This is a genomic window from Pseudomonas sp. LB-090624 (assembly GCF_003205205.1).
In the GTDB taxonomy this organism is placed as follows: Bacteria; Pseudomonadota; Gammaproteobacteria; order Pseudomonadales; family Pseudomonadaceae; genus Aquipseudomonas.
The window spans coordinates 85497-108515 of record NZ_QJRL01000004.1; the positions used below are offsets into that span (position 1 = coordinate 85497).

Consider the following 23019-nt stretch of genomic DNA (forward strand, 5'->3'; position numbering starts at 1 on the left):
AGGATGGCCTCTTGATATTGGCTAATTCACGGGATTCCTGACGCCCCGGCATGGGTTCAGGCATGCGGGGATGACGTATAGGCCAATGTTCCTGTAGTTTGGCTTCAGGGGCAAACGGATAATCCTGCCGCTATCAATGACTTTTATGAATGAATTACCGCCACCTGACACCTTCCATGTCGCTGCTGCTGGCATTCGAGGCCGCCGCCCGGCATGAAAGCTACACCCGCGCCGCTGCCGAATTGTCGCTGACCCAAAGCGCGGTCAGCCGCCAAGTGCAGGCACTGGAACAACAACTGGGCCTGACCCTGTTCCGCCGCGAAGGCCGCCAGGTGCAGCTTACCGATGTCGGCCGCCTGTACCAGCGCGAGCTCAGCGAGGCGCTGGGCCGCATCCGCAGCGCCACATTGCAGGCGCTGGCCTACCAGTCCGGGGTCGGCACCTTGCGCCTGGCCACCCTGCCGACATTCGGCTCGAAATGGCTGCTGCCGCGACTGCACGCGTTCTACAGCGCTCACCCAGGCATGCTGGTGCACATCCATTCACGCATCGAAGCCATCAACTTCGACACCAGCGAGATCGATGCCGCCATCGGCGTGGCCAGCCACGACCTGCCAGGGCTGATCTGCCATCGCCTGCATGCCGAGGAACTGGTGGTGATTCTGCCGCCGCAGGCCGAGGCCGACAGTAAAAACTGGAGCCCGGCCAGGATCAGCGAGGAGGTGCTGCTGAACGTGGCCAACAACCCGCATGCCTGGGGCGAGTGGTTCTCGCACCACGGCCTGCCCCATCGAGCGATGCGCCTGGGGCCCAGTTTCGAGCTGACATCGCACCTGATCCAGGCCGTGCGGGCCGGGATCGGGATCGGGCTGGTGCCGCGCATACTGGTGGAGGAGGAACTGGCCAAGGGTGAGCTGCACAGCCCAGGGGTGGCATTTGCCAGCCAGCGCAGCTATTACCTGATCTACCCGCCGAGGAATGAGGCGCTGCCGTCGCTGCGAGCATTCAGGGGATGGTTGCTGAAACAGATCTGATTGCCGCCTGTACCCGCGAACAGGCCCGCACCGGCAACAAAAAACCCGAAGCCACTCACGTGACTCCGGGTTTTGGCATACCGCCCAGGGTGCCTTATTTGGCCACAGTCTCAACGCTACCGCCCGCATTCAGCTGGCGACGCTGCTTGACCATGTACACCACGAACATCGCAAACAGCCACACCGGGATCGCGTACACCGACACCTGGATACCCGGAATCATCAGCATGATGCCGAGGATCAGCACCACGAAGGCCAGTACCACATAGTTACCGTACGGGTACCACAACGCCTTGAACAGCGGCTTCTGACCGGTACGGTCGAGGTGCTGGCGGAACTTCAAGTGCGAGTAGCTGATCATCGCCCAGTTGATCACCAGGGTGGCCACTACCAGCGACATCAGCAGTTCCAGGGCGTTTTGCGGCATCAGGTAGTTGAGCAGCACGGCAACCAAAGTCACGGCAGCCGACACCAGGATCGAACGCACAGGCACGCCGCGCTTGTCGACTTTGGCCAGCGATGCCGGTGCATCGCCCTGCTCGGCCATGCCCAGCAGCATACGCGCATTGCAGTAGGTACCACTGTTGTACACCGACAGCGCCGCAGTCAGTACCACGAAGTTAAGCAGGTTGGCTGCCACATCACTGCCCAGCAACGAGAACACCTGCACGAACGGGCTGCTGCCATAGCTGCCACCCGAAGCGTCGATGCTGGCGACCAGGTTGTCCCAGGGGGTCAGCGACAACAGCACCACCAGGGCACCGACATAGAAAATCAGGATGCGGTAGATGACCTGGTTGATCGCCTTGGGGATCACGGTCTTCGGCTTGTCGGCCTCGGCAGCGGTAAAGCCGAGCATTTCCAGGCCACCGAAGGAAAACATGATGAAGGCCAAGGCCATTACCAGCCCGCTGACGCCATTCGGGAAGAAGCCGCCGTGCGACCACAGGTTGGCCACGGTGGCGTCAGGGCCGCCGCTGCCGCTGGTCAGCAGGTAGGCACCCAGGCCGATCATGCTGACGATGGCCACCACCTTGATGATGGCAAACCAGAACTCGGCCTCTCCGAAGAACTTCACGTTCATCAGGTTGATGGCGTTGATCAGCACGAAGAACGCTGCTGCGGTCACCCAAGTCGGGATCTCCGGCCACCAGTAGTGGACATACTTGCCGACCGCCGAAAGCTCCGACATGCCCACCAGAATGTACAGCACCCAGCAGTTCCAGCCCGACAGAAAGCCGGCGAAACCGCCCCAATAGGTGTGGGCGAAATGGCTGAACGAGCCGGCCACCGGCTCTTCGACGATCATCTCGCCAAGCTGGCGCATGATCATGAAGGCGATGAAGCCGCAGATAGCGTAGCCAAGGATCATCGACGGGCCGGCGGATTTCATCACGCCTGCCGAGCCGAGGAACAGGCCGGTACCAATCGCGCCGCCGAGGGCGATCAACTGGATGTGGCGGTTCTTCAGGCCCCGTTTGAGCTCGCCTGAATGCATGTTTTGTCCACTCATGAACGAAGTCACCTGCATTGTTTTTATCTGTGACGGAATCGGACCCACCGCGCTCGTGGCGCAGCGGAATGGGCAAGGTGGTTACCTTGGGTTTCTCGACCTCAGGTGCCGCCGAGGCGGGTCAACCAGGCGTGATCAAGAGTGCGCGGTACGCAAGAGGGTCACAGGTAAAACGCGGCGCACTGTATACCCCTGCAAGCGCGCAGGCGTCAACGCGTTGCATCGTTTCCTTGGGAAAAAACGCAGCGATCCTGTGGTATGGGCCTTGATAGGCAACGTGATCGGCGTACATGGCGCCTCCATTTGTTGTTTTGTCAGCCGGCCTCTTCGGGCAGGCTCTTGCACACGGCAATGGCGGCTATAACACCGTGGGGCGGGGGTTTGGGCAAGGGTGGGCAGGACATGGGCGGGGCATTGCCAGCGTCAAGAGCGGCAAGGTTTGTTTACAAGATCGGGCATATTCTGAAATGCAGGCTGAAATCAGCCAGGCTTGTATAGTTTTATTTACAAGCCGGTTCAAGAACTTGCCAGTCATCCGAAAAATTCTTTTTCTTCAATATCTTGAGGTGGTTTTGCCGCCCCCACTTCTCACAGGCATAAAAAAACCAGCCCGAAGGCTGGTTCTCTCTACCGCAAAGGCCTGTCAGCCACGCGGCTTGCCGCGACCACGGCCTGCCGGCTTGTCACCATCAGGCTTGCCCGGGCGCTTGCGCATCTCGCTTGGGCGCTCGGCCACGGCGCTGCCGCGGCTGCCCTTGCGCGGGGCTTCTTCACGCGGTTGACGCGCAGGGCGTTCGCCAGCAGCTGCGCCCTCTTGCGCCGGGCGCAAGTTGCGCACGCGCTCGCCACGGCCCAGTGGGCGAGACGATTTGCGCTGCATACGCTCCATCTTGTCCTTGGCCTTGAGGTTCAGGGTTGGCAGCGCAACTGGCTGCAATCCTACTTCAGCGGCCAGGATGTCGATCTCGCCCTGGGACATTTCCCGCCAGCGGCCCATCGGCAGGTCGGAATTGAGGAACACCGGGCCGAAACGCACGCGCTTCAGGCGGCTGACCACCATGCCCTGGGATTCCCACAGGCGACGCACTTCACGGTTACGGCCTTCCATCACCACGCAGTGGTACCAGTGGTTGAAGCCTTCGCCACCGGGTGCCTTCTGGATGTCGGTGAACTTGGCCGGGCCGTCTTCCAGCATCACGCCAGCCTTCAGGCGCTCGATCATCTCGTCGTCCACTTCACCACGCACACGTACCGCGTACTCACGGTCCATTTCGTACGACGGGTGCATCAGGCGGTTGGCCAGTTCACCGTCGGTGGTGAACAGCAGCAGCCCGGTGGTGTTGATGTCGAGGCGGCCGATGTTGATCCAGCGGCCTTCTTTCGGCCGTGGCAGGCGGTCGAACACGGTCGGGCGGCCTTCTGGGTCGTCACGGGTGCAGATTTCGCCATCGGGCTTGTTGTACATGATCACCCGGCGAGTGGCCTCGGCGGCTTCCTCGCGCTTGATCAGCTTGCCGTCAACGGCAATGGCGTCGTGCAGGTCGACGCGCTGGCCGAGGGTGGCCTCGACGCCGTTGACCTTGATACGGCCCTGGCTGATCCAGGCCTCGACATCACGGCGCGAGCCCACGCCAATGCGTGCCAGCACTTTCTGCAGCTTTTCGCCGGATGGCGGGGTGATCTCGGTATCTTGCAGGTCTTGCTCACTCATCTGGGCACCTCCCGGTGTAGGAATGAAAAAGGGGTTTCTGGCGACGGAAGCGCCAAAAGGTCGCGCATCATACGCGGTTCGCCATGGGAACGCACTGGAGATTAGAGGGTTTTGTGCGGGCCGGGAGGGGTTTCTGCCTAATGGTGATGGGTTGGCTGTGCCTTGCCCTCTTCGTCTACAGACCCTTCAGGCTCTTCTGCACGCAAGTCATCGAAGTCGGTTTTCAACCCTTCTTCCATGGCATCCAGTTCCACCAGCAAGCTGCGGAAACTGGTTTCCTCCTTCGGCTCGCCCTCCGCTTCCTCTTCGCCGAGGCTGGCATCGGCCAACGCCTGCAAATGCGCCGGTACCGGCGCATCATCCGGGTCAAGCACAGGCTCGGGCTCCATCTCGCGCAGCTCGGCCAAGGCCGGTAGCTCGTCCAGGCTCTTCAGGTTGAAGTGGTCGAGAAACGCCTTGGTGGTGGCAAACATCGCTGGGCGCCCGGGCACCTCGCGGTAGCCGACCACGCGTATCCACTCGCGCTCCATCATGGTCTTGATGATGTTGCTGTTCACCGCCACGCCGCGCACGTCTTCGATCTCGCCACGGGTGATCGGTTGGCGGTAGGCGATCAACGCCAGGGTCTCCAGCAAAGCCCGCGAATAGCGTTGCGGCCGCTCCTCCCACAGGCGCCCGACCCAGGGTGCATAGTCTTCGCGAATTTGCAGACGGTAGCCGCTGGCCACCTCCTTCAGCTCAAAGGCGCGGCCGTTGCAGGACTTGCCCAGCACCTCCAGGGCCTGCTTGAACACCTTGGGCTCGGGGCGCTCGGCCTCCTCGAACAGCTCGTAAAGGCGCTCGAGGGATTGCGGTTTGCCCGACGCCAGCAAAAAGGCTTCGATCAGCGACGCCAGGTCGCGGGGTTCATTAAGGTTCATCGGGTTCTTCAACTAGCGCCGGGCGAAGCCGCACATGGATGGCGGCGAAAGGTTCATTCTGCACCAGTTCGATCAGCGATTCCTTCACCAGCTCAAGCACCGCCATGAAGGTCACCACCACGCCCAGCTTGCCTTCGTCTGCGCCGAACAACTCGACGAACGGTATGAAAGCGCCGCCCTTCAGGCGTTCCAGCACCTGGCTCATGCGCTCGCGGGTGGACAGGGTTTCACGGGTGATCTGGTGGCTTTCGAACAGGTCATTGCGGCGCATTACCTCGGCCATGGACACCAGCAGCTCCTCCAGGCTGACCTGCGGCAACAGCTTGCGCACCTTGGCCTGCGGGGCCTCCAGGCGGGGCACTACCACGTCACGGCCAACCCGCGGCAATTCCTCGATGCCCTCGGCGGCGGCCTTGAAGCGCTCGTACTCTTGCAGGCGGCGAATCAGCTCGGCGCGCGGGTCGCCCTCTTCTTCCTCGATGTCGGCGGAGCGCGGCAGCAGCATGCGCGACTTGATCTCGGCGAGCATGGCCGCCATCACCAGGTACTCGGCAGCCAGCTCCAGGCGTACGCTCTTCATCAACTCCACGTAGCCCATGTACTGGCGGGTGATTTCTGCCACCGGGATGTCGAGGATGTCGATGTTCTGCTTGCGGATCAGGTAGAGCAACAGGTCCAGCGGGCCTTCGAAGGCTTCAAGGATGACCTCCAGGGCGTCTGGCGGGATATACAGGTCCAGCGGCAGCTCGGTGAGGGCTTCGCCGTAGACCAGGGCCAGTTGTAACTGCCGAGGCTCTTCGGCCTGCTCGGCCGGCGCCTCGGGCGCTTCCACCTGGCTCACGCGTTGACCAGGAACGGAGTCGGATCGCCGCAGCCTTCGCGGATCAGCTCCGGCTCGTCACCGGACAGATCGATGATGGTCGATGCCTTGAGGTCGCCGAAACCACCGTCGATCACCAGGTCGACGTGGTGCTCCAGGCGCTCACGAATTTCGTAAGGGTCGGTCATCGGCTCGTCGTCCCCCGGCAGGATCAGGCTCACGCTCATCAGCGGCTCGCCCAGCTCGGCCAACAGCGCCAGGGTAATGGCGTGGTCCGGCACGCGCAGGCCGATGGTGCGGCGCTTTTCGTGCAGCAGCAGGCGCGGCACCTCCCGGGTACCGTTGAGAATGAACGTATAAGGCCCTGGCACATGGGCCTTGAGCAGGCGGAAGGTGCCGGTGTCGACCTTGGCATACAGCCCCAACTGCGACATGTCGCAGCACATCAGGGTGAAGTTGTGGGTCTTGTCCAGGCCGCGCAGGCGCCGCACGCGTTCGATCGCCGCCTTGTCGCCAATCTGGCAACCCAACGCATAGGCCGAATCGGTGGGATACACCACCACTCCGCCCTTGCGGATGATCTCCACCGCCTGGCGGATCAGCCGCTGCTGCGGGTTCTCCGGATGAATCTGGAAAAATTGGCTCACGTAATCGTCCTGTTCATACCGCCATAGGCTGTTCATGGCTGAATCGGCGCCACAGAGGTGGCAGGTCCTCGGGCAAAGGCCGGTAGGCACCGATCTCGCCCCAGGTGCCGGGGCCGTGGAAATCACTGCCAGCGCTTGCCAGCAGGCCGAACTCACGGGTAAGGATGGACATGGTGCCCACTTGCTCGGCAGGCATCATCCCGTTGACCACTTCGAGCGCCTGCCCACCTGCCTGAATATAGTCGGCAATCAGCCGTCTGCGCTTGCTGCGGGTCAGGTCGTAGTGCATGGGATGCGCCAGGCTCACCCAGGCGTTGGACTGCCGTAACGTGGCAACGGTTTCGTCAAGAGTCGGCCAATGCTGTTTCACGTCACCCAGCTTGCCGGCGCCCAGCCACTTGCGAAACGCCTCGCCGCGGTCCTTGACGTGCCCGGCACGCACCAAATACTCGGCAAAGTGCGGGCGGGCCGGGGCATTGCCGCTGTCGCCCAGCTCGTGCTGCACGGCGCGGGCGCCTTCAAGGGTGCCGGGCATGCCCTTGGCGGCCAACCGTTTGTCAATTTCTTCGGCGCGCAGCCAGCGGCCACGGTGCAACGCTTCGATCGCCGCCAGCAGCGGCGGCGCATCGAGCGGGAAGTCATAGCCGAGCACGTGGATAGTGGCGCCACCCCAGGTACATGACAGCTCTACCCCGCTGACCCAGTGCATGCCCCGCTCAATGCACGCCTGGTGCGCCTCGGGCAGGCCTTCGATGGTGTCATGGTCGGTCAGCGCCAGCGTTTGCACCCCATGCTCATGGGCCCGGGCAACCAGGATCGCGGGCGACAGGGCGCCGTCGGAGGCCGTGCTGTGACAGTGCAGATCAACATTCATGGAGGAGCGCTTTCGCTGGAATCGATGTTTGTTATTATGCCGTCACATCCCGATTCTGGCTGCCATTGTGAAACAATTCATCGATTTCATCCCGCTGCTGCTGTTCTTCATCGTCTACAAGCTCGACCCGCGCCCCATGGAAGTCGCCGGCCACAGCTTCGAATTCGGCGGCATCTACAGCGCCACAGCCATGCTGATCATCAGCTCGCTGGTGGTGTACGGTGCGCTGTTCCTGCGCCAGCGCAAGCTGGAAAAAGGCCAGTGGCTGACCTTGGTCGCCTGCCTGGTCTTCGGCGGCCTGACCCTGACCTTCCACAGTGAAACCTTCCTCAAGTGGAAGGCGCCGGTGGTCAACTGGTTGTTCGCCCTGGGCTTTGCCGGCAGCCACTTCATCGGCGACCGGGTACTGATCAAGCGCATCATGGGCCACGCCCTGACCCTGCCGGATGCCATCTGGGCCCGCCTGAACCTGGCCTGGATCGCCTTCTTCCTGTTCTGCGGCGCGGCCAACCTGTTCGTCGCCTTCACCTTCCAGGACTTCTGGGTGGACTTCAAGGTATTCGGCAGCCTGGGCATGACCGTGATCTTCCTGGTGGCGCAAGGCGTGTACCTGTCGCGCCACCTGCACGACGACCCTTCTACCTCCAAACCCAAGGATTGACATGCTCTACGCCATTATCGCCAGCGACGTCGCAAACTCCCTGGAAAAGCGCCTGGCCGCCCGCCCGGCGCACATCGAGCGCCTGCAACAACTCAAGGCCGAAGGCCGCGTCGTGCTGGCCGGCCCGCACCCGGCCATCGACAGCAACGACCCTGGCGAAGCAGGCTTCAGCGGCAGCCTGATCGTTGCCGAGTTCGACTCCCTGGCCGCAGCGCAGGCCTGGGCCGATGCTGATCCGTATATTGCAGCAGGTGTCTACGACAAGGTTGTGGTCAAGCCGTTCAAGCAAGTGCTGCCTTGATCAGCCTCCGCACCGCGTCAGCTCCTTCGCGGTGCGGCAGTTATGCGGTTGCCATCAGTCTGCGGTATCTTTGCCACTGGCGGGCCGATCTAACCGCCGTCAATGGTTGAATTGAGTGAGTCATGAGCGAGCTGTTACTGATTGATGATGACCAGGAGCTGTGCGAGCTGCTCAGCAGCTGGCTGACCCAGGAAGGGTTCACTGTACGTGCCTGCCACGACGGCCACAGCGCACGCCAGGCCCTGGCCGAACACGCCCCCGCTGCCGTGGTGCTGGATGTGATGCTGCCCGACGGCAGTGGCCTGGAGTTGCTCAAGCAGTTGCGCAGCGAACATGCCGAACTCCCGGTGCTGATGCTCTCGGCCCGTGGCGAGCCACTGGACCGCATCCTCGGCCTGGAATTGGGCGCCGACGATTACCTGGCCAAACCCTGCGATCCGCGTGAGCTTACCGCCCGCCTGCGCGCGGTGCTGCGCCGTAGCCACCCCACCGCTACCACCAGCCAGGTGGCGCTGGGCGACCTGGTCTACAGCCCTGCACGTGGTGTGGCCAGCATCGATGGCCGCGAAATGACCCTGACCCTGTCCGAAAGCCGCATTCTCGAAGCCCTGCTGCGCCAGCCCGGCGAACCGCTGGACAAGCAGGAACTCGCGCAAATCGGCCTGGGGCGCAAGCTGACCCTGTACGACCGCAGCCTGGACATGCACGTCAGCAACCTGCGCAAGAAGATCGGCCCACACGCCGATGGCCGCCCACGCATCGTCGCGCTGCGCAGCCGTGGCTATTACTACTGCCTCTGACCATCTTTACCGAGCCTTTACCATCCGCTGACTGCGCTTGACGGTGATCTCCCTAGACTGTGCTCATCCGGTAACCACCGGCCTATGAAAGGAGAGACACCATGCGCAAGACCCTTATCGCCCTGATGTTCGCCGCCGCCCTGCCGACCGTAGCCATGGCCATGCCTGATGGCGGCCCGCGTCACGACGGCCCGCATCATCGCGGTGATGCGCCTTTCCAGCAACTGGACCTGAGCCGCGACCAGCGCCAGCAGATCGGCAAGCTGATGGGCGAGCAGATGCAACAGCGCCGCGACATCACTGAGCGTTACCTGTCCAAGCTCCCGGCCGCCGACCAGAAGGCCATGAAGGACGAACTGCAAGCCAGTCGCACCAAGACCGACACCGCCGTGCGCAACCTGCTCAAGCCTGACCAGCAGAAGAAGTTCGACGAACTGCAAAAGGAACGCGCCGCCAAGAAAGCCGAGTGGCAAGAGTTCCAGGCCTGGAAAGCTGAAAAAGGCAACAAGGCCCAGTAAGCTGTCCGCCCAACGCCCGGCCCGCCCAAGCGCGAGCCGGGCTTTTTCTGTTTAGGAGGTGCACTTGCGTTCACTGTTCTGGCGCATCCTGGCCAGCTTCTGGCTGGCCATCACCCTGGTCGCAGGCCTGTCGATCCTGCTGGGCCACATGCTCAACCAGGACGCCTGGATCCTCAGCCGCCACCCGGGCCTGAACACGCTGGCCAGCCAGTGGGCGAGGCATTATGAGCAGGAAGGCCTGGAGGCGGCGCAGCAGTTCCTGGAGCAGCGCAAGGGCCGTTACAAGATAGACGTGCAGGTGCTCGACGACAGTGGCGAGGCGGTGGTGCCCGGTACCTTCCCACGCCGCGCGGCAGCCTTCGAGGCACGCCAGCACAATGACCAGCGGCGCTTGCCGTGGCGCCGGCTGACCGAGGAATACACCAGCCCCGACACCGGCGAAACCTACCTGTTGATCTACCGCATCCCCCATCCGGCGCTGGACGCCTGGCATCGTGAAAGCCTGATGTGGCCACTCAGCGCGCTGGGTATTGCCTTGGTGGTACTGACCCTGTTCAGCCTGCTGGTGACCTTGTCCATCACCCGCCCGCTAAGCCGCCTGCGCAGTGCCGTGCACGACCTGGGCCAGAGCACCTACCAGCAGAATAGCCTGGCCAGGCTTGCCGCGCGGCGTGACGAATTCGGGGTACTGGCCCAGGACTTCAACAAGATGGGCGCGCGCCTGCAAAGCACCATTGGCAGCCAGCGCCAGTTGCTGCGCGATGTGTCCCACGAACTGCGCTCGCCGCTGGCCAGGCTGCGTATCGCCCTGGCCCTGGCCGAACGCGCCGAGCCTGAGCAGCGGCAAGCGCTGTGGCCACGCCTGACCCGCGAGTGCGACCGCCTGGAAGACCTGATCAGCGAGATCCTCGCCTTGGCCAGGGTCGATGCCGAACAGGCTCATGCCGAACCGGTCGACATCAATGCCTTGCTCGGCAGCGTGCGCAAGGACGCCCTGCTGAGCGCGCCGGATCAGGACGTGCGCCTGGAAGCGCAGCCGGGGTTGAGTTTGCAGGGTTGGCCAACGTTGATCGAGCGTGCCGTGGACAACCTGCTGCGCAATGCCCTGCGCTTCAATCCGGTGGGCCAACCGGTCGAGGTCAGCGCCGCGCGCGCGCAGGACCGGATCGTGATCAGCGTGCGTGACCATGGGCCTGGGGCGGCAGCGGAGCACCTGGCGCAACTGGGCGAGCCGTTCTTCCGCGCGCCGGGGCAAGAAGCGCCGGGGCATGGCCTGGGGTTGGCGATTGCGCGCAAGGCTGCGGAGCGCCACGGCGGTAGTCTGGTGCTGGAGAATCATCCACAGGGCGGGTTTGTAGCCAGGCTGGAGTTGCCCTTGGCTGAAGCGGCAGGCAGTTGATGGGATGTAACGGCGCCTGGCCTCTTCGCGGGCTCACCCGCGAAGAGGCCGCCAGCCTTGATACACGAATCAGCCCAAGGCCAGGTTACTCACCCCAGGCACTGACAAAATCAGCCGTTTCCAGGACCGGTGCGGTCCGCGGCTCGGTCAGCGGCGTGCCGACATACAGGTAGCCAATCAGCTCCTCGTTCTCGGCCAGCCCCAGGCCCTTGTGCACATGGGCATCAAAGGCCATGTCACCGGTACGCCACACCGCACCGATGCCCTGCGCATGCGCAGCGATCAGAATGCCGTGCGCCGCACAGCCCGCCGCCAGGCGCTGTTCGGACTTGGGCACCTTGAAGTGGTCTTGCAGCGTGGCCACCACCACGATCAGCAACGGCGCGCGCAGCGGCATGGCGCGAGCCTTGTCCAGCGCAGCCTGGCTGGCATCACCCTTTTGCTGCACCGCTTCGGCGAACAGCTCGCCCAGTTTCTCGCGGCCCTGGCCTTCGATGGTCAGGAACCGCCACGGCCGCAGCTGGCCATGGTCCGGGGCACGCAAGGCGGCCTGGAACAGCGCCTCGCGCTGGGCGGCATTGGGCGCCGGGTCGGTCAGGCGTGGCACGGAAACACGGTTGAGCAATGCGTCGAGAGCCTCCATCGGCTACCCTCCTGGCAGTTGAATGTGCAGCCATTCTAGCGTTTACATCAGCAGACCCATAGGTAGAATGGCGCCCTTCCAAATCGAGTCAGAGCAGATCACATGGCGTTGCCGACCTTAAGGATCATTGGTTTCATCATCGGCATCTTCCTGATTACCCTGGCCGTAGGCATGGCCGTGCCCATGGCGACCCTGGTGATCTTCGAGCGCACCGGCGACATGCCGTCGTTCCTCTGGTCCAGCCTGATCACCTTCATCGCCGGCCTGGCGCTGGTGGTGCCGGGGCGCCCCGAACATGTGCACCTGCGCCCGCGCGACATGTACCTGCTCACCGTCAGCAGCTGGCTGGTGGTGTGCGTGTTCGCCGCCCTGCCGTTCCTGCTGACCCAGCACATCAGCTACACCGACGCCTTCTTCGAGAGCATGTCGGGTATCACCGCCACCGGCGCCACCGTGCTCAGCGGGCTGGATACCATGTCGCCGGGCATTCTCATGTGGCGCTCGATGCTGCACTGGCTAGGCGGCATCGGCTTCATCGCCATGGCGGTGGCGATCCTGCCGCTGCTGCGCATCGGTGGCATGCGTCTGTTCCAGACCGAATCTTCCGACCGCTCCGAGAAGGTCATGCCACGCTCGCACATGGTCGCCAAGTCGATCGTGGGGGTCTACGTCGGCTTCTCGATCCTTGGCGCACTGGCCTTCTGGTGGGCCGGCATGAGCCCGTTCGATGCCATCAACCATGCCATGTCGGCAATCTCCACCGGCGGCTTTTCCACCTCGGACCAGTCACTGGCAAAATGGGATATCCCGGCAGTGCACTGGGTGGCAGTGGTGGTGATGATCATGGGCAGCCTGCCGTTCACCCTGTACGTGGCCACCCTGCGTGGCAACCGCAAGGCGCTCATCCGCGACCAGCAGGTACAGGGCTTGCTGGGCATGCTGCTGGTCACCTGGCTGGTGCTGGGCACCTGGTACTGGTACAGCACCAACCTGCACTGGCTGGATGCCCTGCGGCACGTGGCGCTGAACGTGACCTCGGTGGTCACCACCACCGGCTTCGCCCTGGGCGATTACAGCCTATGGGGCAATTTCTCGCTGATGTTGTTCTTCTACCTGGGCTTCGTTGGCGGCTGCTCCGGCTCGACTGCAGGCGGCATCAAGATCTTCCGCTTCCAGGTCGCCTACATCCTGCTCAAGGCCAGCCTCAACCAGCTGATCCACCCGCGCGCGGTGATCAAGCAGAAATACAACGGCCACCGTCTCGACGAAGACATCGTGCGCTCGATCCTGACATTCTCGTTCTTCTTCGCCATCACCATCTGCGTCATGGCGCTGCTGCTGTCACTGCTGGGCGTGGATTGGATGACCGCATTGACCGGCGCTGCCGGCACGGTTTCGGGTGTGGGCCCGGGCCTCGGCGAAGTGATCGGCCCTTCGGGCAACTACGCTACGCTGCCGGACGCAGCCAAGTGGATCCTCGCCGCCGGCATGCTGCTGGGGCGGCTGGAAATCATCACGGTGCTTGTATTGTGCATGCCGGCGTTCTGGCGTCACTGAGCTCTTCGGCCCCGGCGCCCAGGCGGGCGCGGTACTCGCTGGGCGTGGCATCGAACCAGCGGCGGAACGCCCGGTAGAAATTGCTGGGGTCGGCAAAGCCCAGCAAGTAGGCGGTTTCCAGCAGGGTCATGCCCGGTTGGGCCAGGTACTGTTCGGCCAGTTCGCGGCGGGTATCGTCGAGCAAGGTCTGGAAGCTGGTGCCCTCCTCCTGCAAGCGCCTTTGCAAAGTGCGCTGCGACAGATGCAGGGCCTGGGCCAGGGTTTCACGCTTGGGCTCACCCTGCGGCAGGATACGGCACAGCACCTGGCGCACGCGGTGGGTAACCCGGCTTTCGGAAAAGCGCGCCAGGTACTCCCCGGCAAAGCGGTCATGCAGCACCGCCATGGCTTCGTTGGCGGTGGGCAGTGGCGCCTCCATGTCGGCCCGCTCGAACACCAACGCATCGTGCGGTGCACCGAACACCAGTGGCGAATGGAAGGCCGTCTTGTACGGCTCGACATCCTTGGGCTGCGGCCCCTGCACCAGTACCCGCCGCGGCTGCACCGGCCGGCCGCTCAGCCACTTGCACAGCGCCAGCGCGCAGGCCAGCGAGGCTTCGGCACTGTGCCGGGTCGGCGGCAGGTGGTCGCCATGCACGGTGAGAATCAGCGAATAGCCCTCGGCACCGAGGACGAAGCTGAGGTCGGAACTTTCGGCGATGATGCGCTGGTACCGCACCAGCCGTTCGAAGCCCTCGGCCAGGGTGCGGCTGGACATCAAGGCGTAGCCCACCACATGGAACGACGCTGGGCGCACCACACGCGCCATGTTCAGGCCGATAGCCTCGTTGCCCGACAACTCCACCGCCAGTTGCCAGAGCCGGGTCATCGAGTCTTGAGGGAAGCGCGCATCAGGGTCGTCGAGGGCGGCGAAGTCCAGCCCCAGCTGCTTGAACATGGCCCGGCAGTCCAGCCCTTCCAGTTCAAGTGCTTTCACGATCCCTGATGCCCAGCTGGCTGACGTGGTTCTTTCACTCATGACAGGCTCTTCCCTGACCGCTCCTGCGGTGAACCCCAAGGATATTCAATTGGCGCCTATTGTCACTGGTAGGCACTGCCAATCACTCTAGACTCGAATCAGGCTCCACGCCGTGCATCTCGTCCAGAAGTATTAATCCCGGAGTACTGCCATGAACAGCACAGCGCAGTTTCGCAGTTTTGCCGAATTCTACCCGTACTACCTGGGGGAGCACAGCAACCCTACTTGTCGCCGCCTGCACTTTGTCGGCACCAGCCTGGTGATCGCCCTGGTGGCCTACACCATCGGCAGTGGCAAATGGCTGCTGCTGCTGGCCGTGCCGCTGTTCGGCTACGGTTTTGCCTGGGTCGGGCATTTCTTTTTTGAGAAGAATCGGCCGGCCACCTTCACCTATCCGTTTTATAGCCTGGCCGGGGATTTCGTGATGTTTCGCGATATTCTGCTCGGCAAGCTCAAGCTGTAGGATTGCCAGGGCCGCGTCGCGGCCCCATGGCCCTCGAGCCTTACACCAATGCCCGCACCGCCGCTTGCGCCTGCGCCAGCCGATACAGCTCGATACTGCCATCCCAGTGCTCGATCAACGCCGTGCACGACTCCACCCAATCCCCGCAGTTGAGGTACTCCACCTCGCCCACCTTGCGCATCTCGGCGTGGTGGATATGCCCACACACCACGCCATGAAAACCACGCCGGGTGCACTCGTGGGCAATCGCAGCCTCGAAGTCGCTGATGAAGTTCACCGCCCCTTTGACCTTGTGCTTGAGGTACGCGGACAGCGACCAGTACCCGTAGCCGTAACGCGCGCGCCAATGGTTCAGCCAGCGGTTGAGCACCAACGTGAGCTCGTACGCGCGGTCACCGAGAAACGCCAGCCAGCGGTGGTAGCGGGTAATCACGTCGAACTGGTCACCATGGATCACCAGCAACCGGCGTCCATCAGCGGTCAGGTGCTCGGCTTCGTCGACCAGCTGGATATTGCCCAGGATCAGCCTGGAATACCGGCGCAGGAACTCGTCATGGTTACCGGTGACGTAAATCACCTCGGTGCCGCGCTTGCTCATGGTCAGCAGCCGGCGAATCACGTTGGTGTGGGCCTGCGGCCAGTAGATCCCGCCACGCAGCTTCCAGCCATCGATGATGTCGCCCACCAGGTATACACGGTCGGCCTGGTAGCCCTTGAGAAACTGCGACAGGTGTTCGGCCTGGCAGTCGCGGGTGCCAAGGTGCACGTCGGATATCCACAAGGTGCGCACGCGTTGCTTGCGCGAGGGGCGGGACAGTTCGGCATGGGTCATGGGCAAGCTCCGGCGCAGTTTGCTGGAGACTGGCAGGCGCGCATGACAGCGCCGTGGCAAATCGGTGACGAGTGATGGTGAGCAGCGAATCGGGCACAATGGGCCTTTGCCTTGCGAGGACGCCCCATGATCGTCGGCCCGATCCTCTCCCTGCGCCACTACCGCGACAGCCTGATCGCCCATAGCCACGAACACCCGCAACTGGTGTTCGGCCTGCGCGGCCGTCTGGCGTTCGAGGTGCAGGGGCAAGGTGCGGGGATCGCCCGCCAAGGGTTGGTCGTGGTGCCGGCCGGCGCTCACCACACCTGTGCCAGCGATAAGGGCAGCGAATGCCTGGTGCTGGATGTGCCCGGGGACCACTGGCTGCGCGAGCAGCTGGGCGAGCATGCCGACGCCAGCCGGCGCCTGCTCGACCGCCCCGCCACCCTCGCCCTGGATGCTCGCCAGCAGCAACTGGTGGACTGGTTGGCAGCCAGCCCCATGGACGACCCGCTGATTGCCCGGCAAGGCGCAGCGCTGTTGCTGGCCAGCTTGAACGCCACGACAGCAGCCAACGTGCGCCCCAGCCAGCGATTGCCCTATGCAGCCTTCGATGCGCATATCGAGCAGCATGCAGCCTACCCGCTGCAGGTCGCCGACCTGGCGCGCATCGCCGGCCTGTCCAGCGCTCGGCTGCACGCGCGCTTTACTGCCGAGTGCGCGATGACGCCAATGGACTACATTCGCCAGCGGCGCTTGCTCAAGGCGCGGCGGTTGGTGGTACAGACCCTGCTGCCGATGGGTGAAATTGCGGCGCAGGTGGGGTATGGCTCGCAGAGTGCGTTTTCAGCGGCGATGTTGCGGGCGTTCGGGTGTACGCCATTAGCTTTGCGGCGAGAGCCTGGCGACAACTGACAGCAGTCTTGCGACAGAACGCGTTTGCCTGAGCCTATACACTGAGCCTGTACCGGACCTTTCGTGGGCGCACCCCACGGCGTGAAGATCTTGAGCAAGGACCCATCATGAACCACCGTACCGCCCTCGGCGCGCTGCACATTGGCGCGCTGTTCTTCGGCCTCACCGGCGTCTTCGGCAAGTTGGCCGCCAGCGCAAGCCCGGCAATCATCGTGTTCGGCCGCGCCGCCTTCGCCGTGCTTGCCCTGGCCCTGTTCGCCAGTGTGGCCGGCCCGGGCTGGCAACGCCTTGGCAGCCAGGACGTGCGCCGGCTGTTGCTCGGCGGCGTGTTGCTGGCCGGCCACTGGGTCAGTTTCTTCATCGCCGTCAAAGTCGGCGGCGTGGCCATCGCCACCCTCGGTTTCGCCAGCTTCCCGGCCTTTACCGTGATCCTTGAAGGCCTGCTGTTCCGCGAACGCATTCGCCGCAACGAGGCAGTGCTGGTGCTGCTGGTAAGCATTGGCCTGGTACTGGTCACACCGGCCTTCGACCTGGCCAGCGAGGCCACTGGCGGGCTGCTCTGGGCACTGCTGTCCGGGCTGCTGTTCTCCCTGCTGTCGCTCACCAACCGCGTCGGCTCCGGGCGCTTGCCTGCGGTACAGGCAGCGCTGTGGCAAAACCTGGTGGTGGGTCTTTGCCTGCTGCCGTTCGCAGCACCAGGCCTGCCAGGCGTGGCGCCCATGGACTGGCTGTGGATCGCGCTGCTCGGCATCTTCTGCACCGGCGTGGCACACAGCCTGTTCGTTGCCAGCCTGGCGGTGATCAAAGCACGTACCGCTGCCGTGGTGTTCGGCATGGAGCCGGTCTACGGCATTGCCGTGGCCTGGGTGGTGTTTGCCGAAACCCCCACCGTGCGCATGCTGCTGGGCGGCGCGCTGATCATCTTCGCCATCGTGCTGTCCAGCCGCCTGGCGGCAGAGCAGCCACCCAGGCAGCGGCCAGTGGCCGAGGGCGCCTGATCAGCGATCGTTGTGGCCCAGGTCGCGCTGTGGGTCGATCTGGTCGCGGACCCGCTGCTTCAGCACCTTGGCTTCGGGGAAACCACCGTCGGCCTTGCGCTCCCAGATCTGCACCCCATCGCAGGCAACGCGGAAGATGCCGCCGGTACCAGGTTCCAGCGCCACTCGCCCCAGGTCGTCGGCAAAGGTGCTGAGCAGTTCCTGCGCCAGCCAGGCGGCACGCAGCAGCCACTGGCACTGGGTGCAATACGTGATGACGATTTCCGGCTTGGTGTCGGCCATGGTGAAACATCTCCAGGTAGGGGGCCGCTTATACTAGCGGTCTTTAGCCCACGGTTTGAGACTCACGATGCGCCGTTTGCTGTTCTGTTTCCTGTTCACCCTCACCTCGCTCGCAGCAAGCGCCGCCGAACCGGCCAGGCCCAAGGTCGGCCTGGTTCTATCCGGTGGCGCCGCCCGTGGGCTGGCCCACATCGGCGTGCTCAAGGCCCTCGAAGAACAGGGCGTACGCATCGATGCGATTGCCGGTACCAGCATGGGCGCGGTGGTCGGCGGGCTCTATGCCTCGGGCTACAGTGTCGAGGAACTGGAAAAGCTCGCTACCACACTCGACTGGCAACAGGCGTTGTCCGATGCCCCGCCGCGCAAGGACGTACCGTTCCGACGCAAGCAGGATGACCGCGATTTCCTGGTCAAACAGAAGCTCAGCTTTCGCGATGACGGCAGCCTGGGCCTGCCGCTGGGCGTGATTCAGGGGCAGAACCTGTCACTGCTGCTGGAAAGCAAGCTGGCGCACACCGCCGACACCCGGGACTTCGACAAACTGCCCATCCCCTTCCGCGCGGTGGCCACCGACATCGCCAGTGGCGAAAAGGTGGTGTTCCGCCGTGGTCACCTGCCCCAGGTGATCCGCGCCAGCATGTCGATTCCGGCGGTATTCGCCCCGGTCGAACTGGATGGCCGCCTGCTGGTGGACGGCGGCATGGTCGACAACATCCCGGTCGATGTCGCCCGTGAAATGGGGGTGGACCTGGCCATCGTGGTCGATATCGGCACCCCATTGCGGGACCGCAAGCAATTGCTGACGGTAGTCGATGTGCTCAACCAGTCGATCACCCTGATGACCCGCCGCAATTCGGAAGAACAACTGGCCAGCCTGCACCGCGACGACATCCTCATCCAGCCGCCACTGGCCGCCTTTGGCGTAACCGACTTCGGCCGCGCGCGGGACATGATCGACGCCGGCTACCGCGCCACCCGTCTGCTCGAGCCTCGCCTGGCCGCCCTGCGCCACCCTGAGGGCGACAGCAGCCTGGCCGTGGCGCGTTCGCCACGCCAGCGCACGCCAACGATCACCGCGATCAAGATCGAGAATGACTCCAAGGTCAGCGACGATGTGATCCGCTCTTACATCCGTCAGCCGATCGACGCACCGCTGGAGCTGGACCGCCTGCAAACCGACATGGGCACGCTGTACGGCCTGGACTACTTCGACCGGGTGCAGTACCGCGTGGTGCACAAAGGCGACGACAACACCTTGGTCATCAACGCGCGCGGTCGACGCGGCGGCACCGACTACCTGCGGCTAGGCCTGAACTTGTCGGACGACCTGCGCGGTGACAGCGCCTTCAACCTGGGCGCCAGCTACCGGGTCAACGGCATCAACAGCCTGGGTGCCGAGTGGTTGACACGTGGCCAGATTGGCGACCAGCAAGAACTGTACAGCGAGTTTTACCAGCCGCTGGACGTGGGCTCGCGCTACTTCATCGCGCCGTACCTGGACTTCAGCTCACAGAACATCGAGGCCACCCTGGACAACGACCCCGTCGCCGAGTACCGCCTGGAGCGCTATGGCTTTGGCCTTAACCTCGGGCGGCAGATTGGCACCAACGGTGAAGTGCGCCTGGGCGTGGGCAAGGCATGGGGCGAGGCCGAGGTACGCATTGGCGACCAGGACCTGCCCAAGGTCAGCTTCAACGAAGGTTTCTATGAACTGAAGTATTCGTTCGACACCCTCGACAACGTGTATTTTCCGCACAGCGGTGAGGACATTGGCCTGACTTTGCGCAAGTACGACAAGTCACTGGACTCCGACCAGGATTACCGGCAGTGGCTGTTCAACCTGGACAAGGCCATCAGCAGCGGGCCCAATACGTTCGTGCTGGGCGGGCGGTATGGGCGCACGCTGGACGCCACCGAAGTGGTGACGTCGAGCTTCGTGATGGGCGGCGCGCGCGAGCTGTCAGGCTTCCGCCAGGACTCGGTTTCGGGCCAGAACGTGAGCCTGATGCGCATGGTCTACTACCGCCGGCTGACGCCGCGAGCCTACGTGCCGCTGGACTTCCCGCTGTACATTGGCGGGTCGCTGGAACGTGGCCGCGCGTGGAACAACGACAACGAGTTCGACAGCGGCTACATCAATGCGGCGAGTATCTTCCTGGGGCTGGAGACACCATTGGGGCCACTGAACTTCAGCTATGGCACCAACAGTGCGCATGAGCAGGCGGTATACCTGAACTTGGGGCATACCTTCTGAAACGTGCACTGCTCCGTAACGTTCGGGCTATGTCAGGATTTTTCGAGGTTGGCGAGGATCTTGGCATGCACCCGCATGCACACCTGCAGGTCCGCCTCATCCACGCCGTTGAACAGCTCCACCCGTAGCTGGTTGGCGATGGTTTCGATCTGCTCGATCAGCGGCTTGGCCGGCGGGCACAGCAAGATCTTCTTGGCCCGCCGGTCTTCTACCACCGCCTGCCGGCGCACCAAGCCTTGTGCTTCGAGGCTGTCCAGCAGCCGCGCCAGGGTCGGGCCTTCGACGCCCACGCTCTGGGCCAGCTCACGTTGAGTGGGGGCTTCTTCGAAGCGGGCCAGGTGCAGCAACACCAGCCAGCGCGCCTGGGACAGGTTGAGCCCGGCCAGGCGGCGGTCCAGCTCGGCACGCCAGCCCCGGGACATCTGGGCCAGCTGCATGCCGAAGCGGTGTTGGTTGTCGGTCAGGGGCATAAGCAACTCATTGAGTAGATCTAATTATTAGGCAGCTAACCATGCCCGGCCCCACGAGGCAAGGCTCGGGCACGCTTGCGTGTTCGATAATCGTCAAAAAGCATGACAAAGGTCAGCAGATGGCGCTTCTGCCTTCGATCCTGCCGATGCCTACAGCTCGAACTCCGCCGCCAGCGCCGCGCGGACGCAATACAGCACGCCTTCAGGCACCCGTGCGCCAAACAGCGGGGCAATCGTCGACACCGGAGGCAACTCGCCTTCGCCATCGAGGAAGGCATCCTGCACTTCCATCAGCAGGTCTTCCGGCAGGTCGAGGGCCTGGTCCAGGCTCAGCTCCTGCCGCCCCAGCGCTTCGGCCAGCAGGCTGTACACGTTCTTCTCGCTGCAGTTGAGCTGCCCGGCGATCTGCGCCGGAGTCATGCCGGCCCGGGCCAGGCTGACCAGCTCGTGACGCAGGTCCAGGACCACTTTCGGCGCCTCTTCGGTGCCACCGCTGTTGTTCAGCACCTCGAGAAACGCCTGGCCGTAACGCTCCAGCTTGCGCGCGCCCACGCCGCTGACCTGGGCCATGTCGCTGAGGCTGACCGGCTGGCTGCGCAGCATCTCCAGCAGCGTCGAGTCGGGGAAGATGACGTAGGGCGGCACGCTGTGCTCTTCGGCCAGCTTGCGCCGCAGGGTACGCAGGGCTTCCCAGAGCTCGCGCTCTTCGGCGCGCACCAGCTGGCTGGCGGGGCTGCCGCCGCCGGACGACGAGGCCCTGGCGGTTGTCTGCGGCTTGAGGTCGCGGCGCAGTTGCAAGGTCACCTCGCCGCGCAACAGTGGCCGGCAGCTGTCGGACAGGCGCAGGCCGCCGTAGCCCTCCAGGTCGATATCGACCAGGCCGCGCGCCACCAGCTGGCGGAACAGCGAACGCCACTCGACTTCGGCCATGCCCTTACCCACGCCAAACACCGAAAGCTTCTCATGCCCAAAATTGCGCACCTTCTCGGTGTCCTTGCCCAACAGCACATCCACCAAGTGGCCGACGCCATAGCGCTGGCCGGTGCGGAAAACTGCCGACAGCGCCTGGCGCGCTGGCTCGGTGGCGTCCCAGGTCTGGATGTTGTCGACGCAGTTGTCACAGTGCCCGCAAGGTTGTTCGAGGGTTTCGTCGAAATAGGCCAGCAGCGACTGGCGACGGCAGCGGGTTTCTTCGCACAGCGCCAGCATGGCGTCGAGCTTGTGCTGTTCGATGCGCTTGTGGCGCTCGTCGCCTTCCGAGTTCTGCAGCATCTGCTTGAGCATCACCATGTCCTGCAGGCCGTAGGCCATCCAGGCATCGGATGGCAGGCCGTCACGGCCGGCACGGCCGGTTTCCTGGTAATAGGCCTCCAGCGACTTTGGCAGGTCGAGGTGGGCAACGAAACGCACGTTGGGCTTGTCGATGCCCATGCCGAAGGCAATGGTGGCGACCATGATCAGCCCTTCCTCGTTGAGGAAGCGGTGCTGGTTGGCCGCCCGTGTCTCGGCAGCCAGGCCGGCGTGATAGGGCAGTGCCGGGAAACCCTGGTCACAAAGGAACGCAGCGGTTTCATCGACCTTCTTGCGCGATAGGCAATAGACAATGCCGGCGTTGCCACGGCGCTCGCCGAGGAATGCCATCAGCTGCTTGCGCGGCGCTTCCTTGGGCACGATGCGGTAGAAGATGTTGGGCCGGTCGAAGCTCGACAGGAAGCGCTCGGCACCTTGCAGATGCAAGCGCTGGACGATCTCTTCGCGGGTACGCATGTCGGCGGTGGCGGTCAGGGCGATGCGCGGCACATGCGGGAACAGCTCGGCCAGCTGGCCCAATTGCAGGTACTCGGGGCGGAAATCGTGGCCCCATTGCGACACGCAGTGCGCCTCGTCGATGGCGAACAGCGAGATGTCGAGGTCGCGCAGAAAGTCGAGCATGCGCGGTTGCACCAGGCGCTCCGGCGCCAGGTAAAGCATTTTCACCTCGCCCCGGCGCAGGCGCCCGGCCAGGTCACGCTGCTGCTCTGCGGTCAGCGTGGAGTTCAGTGCGGCTGCCGCCACGCCCAGCTCGTCCAGGGTGGCGACCTGGTCGTCCATCAGCGCGATCAGTGGCGAGACCACCACTGTGAGGCCCGGGCGCAGCAGCCCCGGCACCTGGAAACACAACGACTTGCCGCCACCAGTGGGCATCAGCACCAGGGCATCGCCGCCATTGGCCACGCATTCGATGATCGCTGCCTGGCGCCCTCGGAAACTGTCGTAGCCGAAGATATCCTTGAGAACGCGCTGAGCCTGTTCGAGCATGTGCAACTCCAAATCGCCGTACCATCCTGGAGACAGGCTGGACGAAAAACCCGCCCCGCACACGCCAAATGCGTAAGCGGTTTTTGCCAGGCAGCCGGCAAAACCTGCCCCT

23 protein-coding genes are annotated in these 23019 nt (G+C 63.8%); 11 read left to right on the forward strand and 12 right to left on the reverse strand.

What is annotated here, in order from left to right; translation table 11 throughout:
* Positions 1-149 precede the first annotated feature (149 nt).
* Complete coding sequence (locus DMX11_RS06045) at positions 150-1034, forward strand: LysR substrate-binding domain-containing protein (RefSeq protein ID WP_110743665.1); 885 nt, start codon at positions 150-152, stop codon at positions 1032-1034.
* A gap of 94 nt (positions 1035-1128) precedes the next feature.
* On the opposite strand, the gene DMX11_RS06050 is transcribed toward DMX11_RS06045, so the two are convergent.
* From DMX11_RS06050 to DMX11_RS06075, 6 genes are all read right to left on the reverse strand, one after another.
* Positions 1129-2547, reverse strand: a complete 1419-nt coding sequence (locus DMX11_RS06050; protein WP_177410713.1) for an amino acid permease — start codon at positions 2545-2547, stop codon at positions 1129-1131.
* A 643-nt stretch (positions 2548-3190) separates the two neighbouring features.
* The gene (rluB, locus tag DMX11_RS06055) at positions 3191-4258 is read right to left on the reverse strand and encodes a 23S rRNA pseudouridine(2605) synthase RluB (protein ID WP_110743667.1); all 1068 of its coding nucleotides are present in this window, start codon (positions 4256-4258) and stop codon (positions 3191-3193) included.
* A gap of 137 nt (positions 4259-4395) precedes the next feature.
* Positions 4396-5178 carry an SMC-Scp complex subunit ScpB gene (scpB, locus tag DMX11_RS06060; RefSeq protein WP_110743668.1) on the reverse strand — a complete coding sequence of 261 codons (783 nt, stop codon included), beginning with the start codon at positions 5176-5178 and terminating at the stop codon, positions 4396-4398.
* Positions 5168-5890: a ScpA family protein gene (locus DMX11_RS06065; RefSeq protein WP_177410717.1), complete on the reverse strand. Its 723-nt coding sequence runs from the start codon at positions 5888-5890 to the stop codon at positions 5168-5170. The genes scpB and DMX11_RS06065 overlap by 11 nt, the downstream gene beginning before the upstream one ends.
* Positions 5891-6015: 125 nt before the next feature.
* Positions 6016-6645 (reverse strand): L-threonylcarbamoyladenylate synthase, encoded by a 630-nt coding sequence (locus tag DMX11_RS06070; RefSeq protein ID WP_110743835.1) that lies wholly within the window; start codon positions 6643-6645, stop codon positions 6016-6018.
* A 13-nt stretch (positions 6646-6658) separates the two neighbouring features.
* The gene (locus DMX11_RS06075; protein ID WP_110743670.1) at positions 6659-7519 is read right to left on the reverse strand and encodes a PHP domain-containing protein; all 861 of its coding nucleotides are present in this window, start codon (positions 7517-7519) and stop codon (positions 6659-6661) included.
* Between the two features lie 67 nt (positions 7520-7586).
* On the opposite strand from DMX11_RS06075, the gene DMX11_RS06080 reads away from it, so the two are divergent.
* The 5 genes from DMX11_RS06080 to DMX11_RS06100 all read left to right on the forward strand — a co-directional run bounded on the left by DMX11_RS06080 (position 7587) and on the right by DMX11_RS06100 (position 11198).
* Positions 7587-8180, forward strand: a complete 594-nt coding sequence (locus DMX11_RS06080) for a septation protein A (RefSeq protein WP_110743671.1) — start codon at positions 7587-7589, stop codon at positions 8178-8180.
* A gap of 1 nt (position 8181) precedes the next feature.
* Entirely contained in the window at positions 8182-8481 is a 300-nt protein-coding gene (locus tag DMX11_RS06085; protein ID WP_015271283.1) for a YciI family protein, read from the forward strand.
* 122 nt (positions 8482-8603) lie between these two features.
* A complete protein-coding gene (locus tag DMX11_RS06090; protein ID WP_110743672.1) occupies positions 8604-9281 on the forward strand; it encodes a response regulator transcription factor in 678 nt (225 codons plus the stop codon).
* Between the two features lie 101 nt (positions 9282-9382).
* The gene (locus DMX11_RS06095; RefSeq protein WP_110743673.1) at positions 9383-9799 is read left to right on the forward strand and encodes a Spy/CpxP family protein refolding chaperone; all 417 of its coding nucleotides are present in this window, start codon (positions 9383-9385) and stop codon (positions 9797-9799) included.
* A gap of 58 nt (positions 9800-9857) precedes the next feature.
* Positions 9858-11198, forward strand: a complete 1341-nt coding sequence (locus DMX11_RS06100; RefSeq protein WP_110743674.1) for a HAMP domain-containing sensor histidine kinase — start codon at positions 9858-9860, stop codon at positions 11196-11198.
* An 85-nt stretch (positions 11199-11283) separates the two neighbouring features.
* Here DMX11_RS06100 and DMX11_RS06105 read toward each other — a convergent pair whose 3' ends face one another.
* Positions 11284-11841 (reverse strand): NAD(P)H nitroreductase, encoded by a 558-nt coding sequence (locus tag DMX11_RS06105; protein ID WP_110743675.1) that lies wholly within the window; start codon positions 11839-11841, stop codon positions 11284-11286.
* A 102-nt stretch (positions 11842-11943) separates the two neighbouring features.
* Here DMX11_RS06105 and DMX11_RS06110 point away from each other — a divergent pair, with 102 nt between their 5' ends.
* Positions 11944-13398, forward strand: a complete 1455-nt coding sequence (locus DMX11_RS06110) for a TrkH family potassium uptake protein (protein ID WP_049275125.1) — start codon at positions 11944-11946, stop codon at positions 13396-13398.
* Here DMX11_RS06110 and DMX11_RS06115 read toward each other — a convergent pair.
* Positions 13355-14416: an AraC family transcriptional regulator gene (locus DMX11_RS06115; protein ID WP_110743676.1), complete on the reverse strand. Its 1062-nt coding sequence runs from the start codon at positions 14414-14416 to the stop codon at positions 13355-13357. The two genes, DMX11_RS06110 and DMX11_RS06115, sit on opposite strands and share 44 nt — an antisense overlap.
* 151 nt (positions 14417-14567) lie before the next feature.
* Between DMX11_RS06115 and DMX11_RS06120 the strand changes: the two genes are divergently transcribed.
* The gene (locus tag DMX11_RS06120; RefSeq protein WP_110743677.1) at positions 14568-14879 is read left to right on the forward strand and encodes a DUF962 domain-containing protein; all 312 of its coding nucleotides are present in this window, start codon (positions 14568-14570) and stop codon (positions 14877-14879) included.
* 40 nt (positions 14880-14919) lie between these two features.
* Here the strand turns inward: DMX11_RS06120 and DMX11_RS06125 are convergent, their stop codons facing one another.
* On the reverse strand, positions 14920-15711 hold the full coding sequence (locus tag DMX11_RS06125) for a UDP-2,3-diacylglucosamine diphosphatase (RefSeq protein ID WP_110743678.1): 792 nt from the start codon (positions 15709-15711) through the stop codon (positions 14920-14922).
* 126 nt (positions 15712-15837) lie between these two features.
* Here DMX11_RS06125 and DMX11_RS06130 point away from each other — a divergent pair, with 126 nt between their 5' ends.
* Together DMX11_RS06130 and DMX11_RS06135 are read left to right on the forward strand one after the other, a co-directional pair.
* Positions 15838-16605 carry an AraC family transcriptional regulator gene (locus DMX11_RS06130; RefSeq protein ID WP_110743679.1) on the forward strand — a complete coding sequence of 256 codons (768 nt, stop codon included), beginning with the start codon at positions 15838-15840 and terminating at the stop codon, positions 16603-16605.
* Positions 16606-16712: 107 nt separating this feature from the next.
* Positions 16713-17603: a DMT family transporter gene (locus DMX11_RS06135; protein WP_110743680.1), complete on the forward strand. Its 891-nt coding sequence runs from the start codon at positions 16713-16715 to the stop codon at positions 17601-17603.
* On the opposite strand, the gene DMX11_RS06140 is transcribed toward DMX11_RS06135, so the two are convergent.
* A complete protein-coding gene (locus DMX11_RS06140; protein WP_110743681.1) occupies positions 17604-17885 on the reverse strand; it encodes a SelT/SelW/SelH family protein in 282 nt (93 codons plus the stop codon).
* Between the two features lie 67 nt (positions 17886-17952).
* Here DMX11_RS06140 and DMX11_RS06145 point away from each other — a divergent pair, with 67 nt between their 5' ends.
* Positions 17953-20139 (forward strand): patatin-like phospholipase family protein, encoded by a 2187-nt coding sequence (locus DMX11_RS06145; protein ID WP_110743682.1) that lies wholly within the window; start codon positions 17953-17955, stop codon positions 20137-20139.
* Positions 20140-20171: 32 nt separating this feature from the next.
* Here the strand turns inward: DMX11_RS06145 and DMX11_RS06150 are convergent, their stop codons facing one another.
* Entirely contained in the window at positions 20172-20609 is a 438-nt protein-coding gene (locus DMX11_RS06150) for a MarR family transcriptional regulator (protein WP_110743683.1), read from the reverse strand.
* 150 nt (positions 20610-20759) lie between these two features.
* Positions 20760-22907, reverse strand: coding sequence for a DNA helicase RecQ (gene recQ, locus DMX11_RS06155; protein WP_110743684.1), 2148 nt, complete (start codon positions 22905-22907; stop codon positions 20760-20762).
* Positions 22908-23019 lie beyond the last annotated feature (112 nt).

Bases quoted from the DNA above. Each gene is read 5' to 3' on its own strand.
- DMX11_RS06045 (WP_110743665.1), top strand. From the start codon at position 150: ATGAATTACCGCCACCTGACACCTTCCATGTCGCTGCTGCTGGCATTC.
- DMX11_RS06050 (WP_177410713.1), bottom strand. From the start codon at position 2,547: ATGAGTGGACAAAACATGCATTCAGGCGAGCTCAAACGGGGCCTGAAG.
- rluB (WP_110743667.1), bottom strand. From the start codon at position 4,258: ATGAGTGAGCAAGACCTGCAAGATACCGAGATCACCCCGCCATCCGGC.
- scpB (WP_110743668.1), bottom strand. From the start codon at position 5,178: ATGAACCTTAATGAACCCCGCGACCTGGCGTCGCTGATCGAAGCCTTT.
- DMX11_RS06075 (WP_110743670.1), bottom strand. From the start codon at position 7,519: ATGAATGTTGATCTGCACTGTCACAGCACGGCCTCCGACGGCGCCCTG.
- DMX11_RS06085 (WP_015271283.1), top strand. From the start codon at position 8,182: ATGCTCTACGCCATTATCGCCAGCGACGTCGCAAACTCCCTGGAAAAG.
- DMX11_RS06090 (WP_110743672.1), top strand. From the start codon at position 8,604: ATGAGCGAGCTGTTACTGATTGATGATGACCAGGAGCTGTGCGAGCTG.
- DMX11_RS06095 (WP_110743673.1), top strand. From the start codon at position 9,383: ATGCGCAAGACCCTTATCGCCCTGATGTTCGCCGCCGCCCTGCCGACC.
- DMX11_RS06105 (WP_110743675.1), bottom strand. From the start codon at position 11,841: ATGGAGGCTCTCGACGCATTGCTCAACCGTGTTTCCGTGCCACGCCTG.
- DMX11_RS06110 (WP_049275125.1), top strand. From the start codon at position 11,944: ATGGCGTTGCCGACCTTAAGGATCATTGGTTTCATCATCGGCATCTTC.
- DMX11_RS06115 (WP_110743676.1), bottom strand. From the start codon at position 14,416: ATGAGTGAAAGAACCACGTCAGCCAGCTGGGCATCAGGGATCGTGAAA.
- DMX11_RS06120 (WP_110743677.1), top strand. From the start codon at position 14,568: ATGAACAGCACAGCGCAGTTTCGCAGTTTTGCCGAATTCTACCCGTAC.
- DMX11_RS06125 (WP_110743678.1), bottom strand. From the start codon at position 15,711: ATGACCCATGCCGAACTGTCCCGCCCCTCGCGCAAGCAACGCGTGCGC.
- DMX11_RS06130 (WP_110743679.1), top strand. From the start codon at position 15,838: ATGATCGTCGGCCCGATCCTCTCCCTGCGCCACTACCGCGACAGCCTG.
- DMX11_RS06135 (WP_110743680.1), top strand. From the start codon at position 16,713: ATGAACCACCGTACCGCCCTCGGCGCGCTGCACATTGGCGCGCTGTTC.
- DMX11_RS06140 (WP_110743681.1), bottom strand. From the start codon at position 17,885: ATGGCCGACACCAAGCCGGAAATCGTCATCACGTATTGCACCCAGTGC.
- DMX11_RS06145 (WP_110743682.1), top strand. From the start codon at position 17,953: ATGCGCCGTTTGCTGTTCTGTTTCCTGTTCACCCTCACCTCGCTCGCA.
- DMX11_RS06150 (WP_110743683.1), bottom strand. From the start codon at position 20,609: ATGCCCCTGACCGACAACCAACACCGCTTCGGCATGCAGCTGGCCCAG.
- recQ (WP_110743684.1), bottom strand. From the start codon at position 22,907: ATGCTCGAACAGGCTCAGCGCGTTCTCAAGGATATCTTCGGCTACGAC.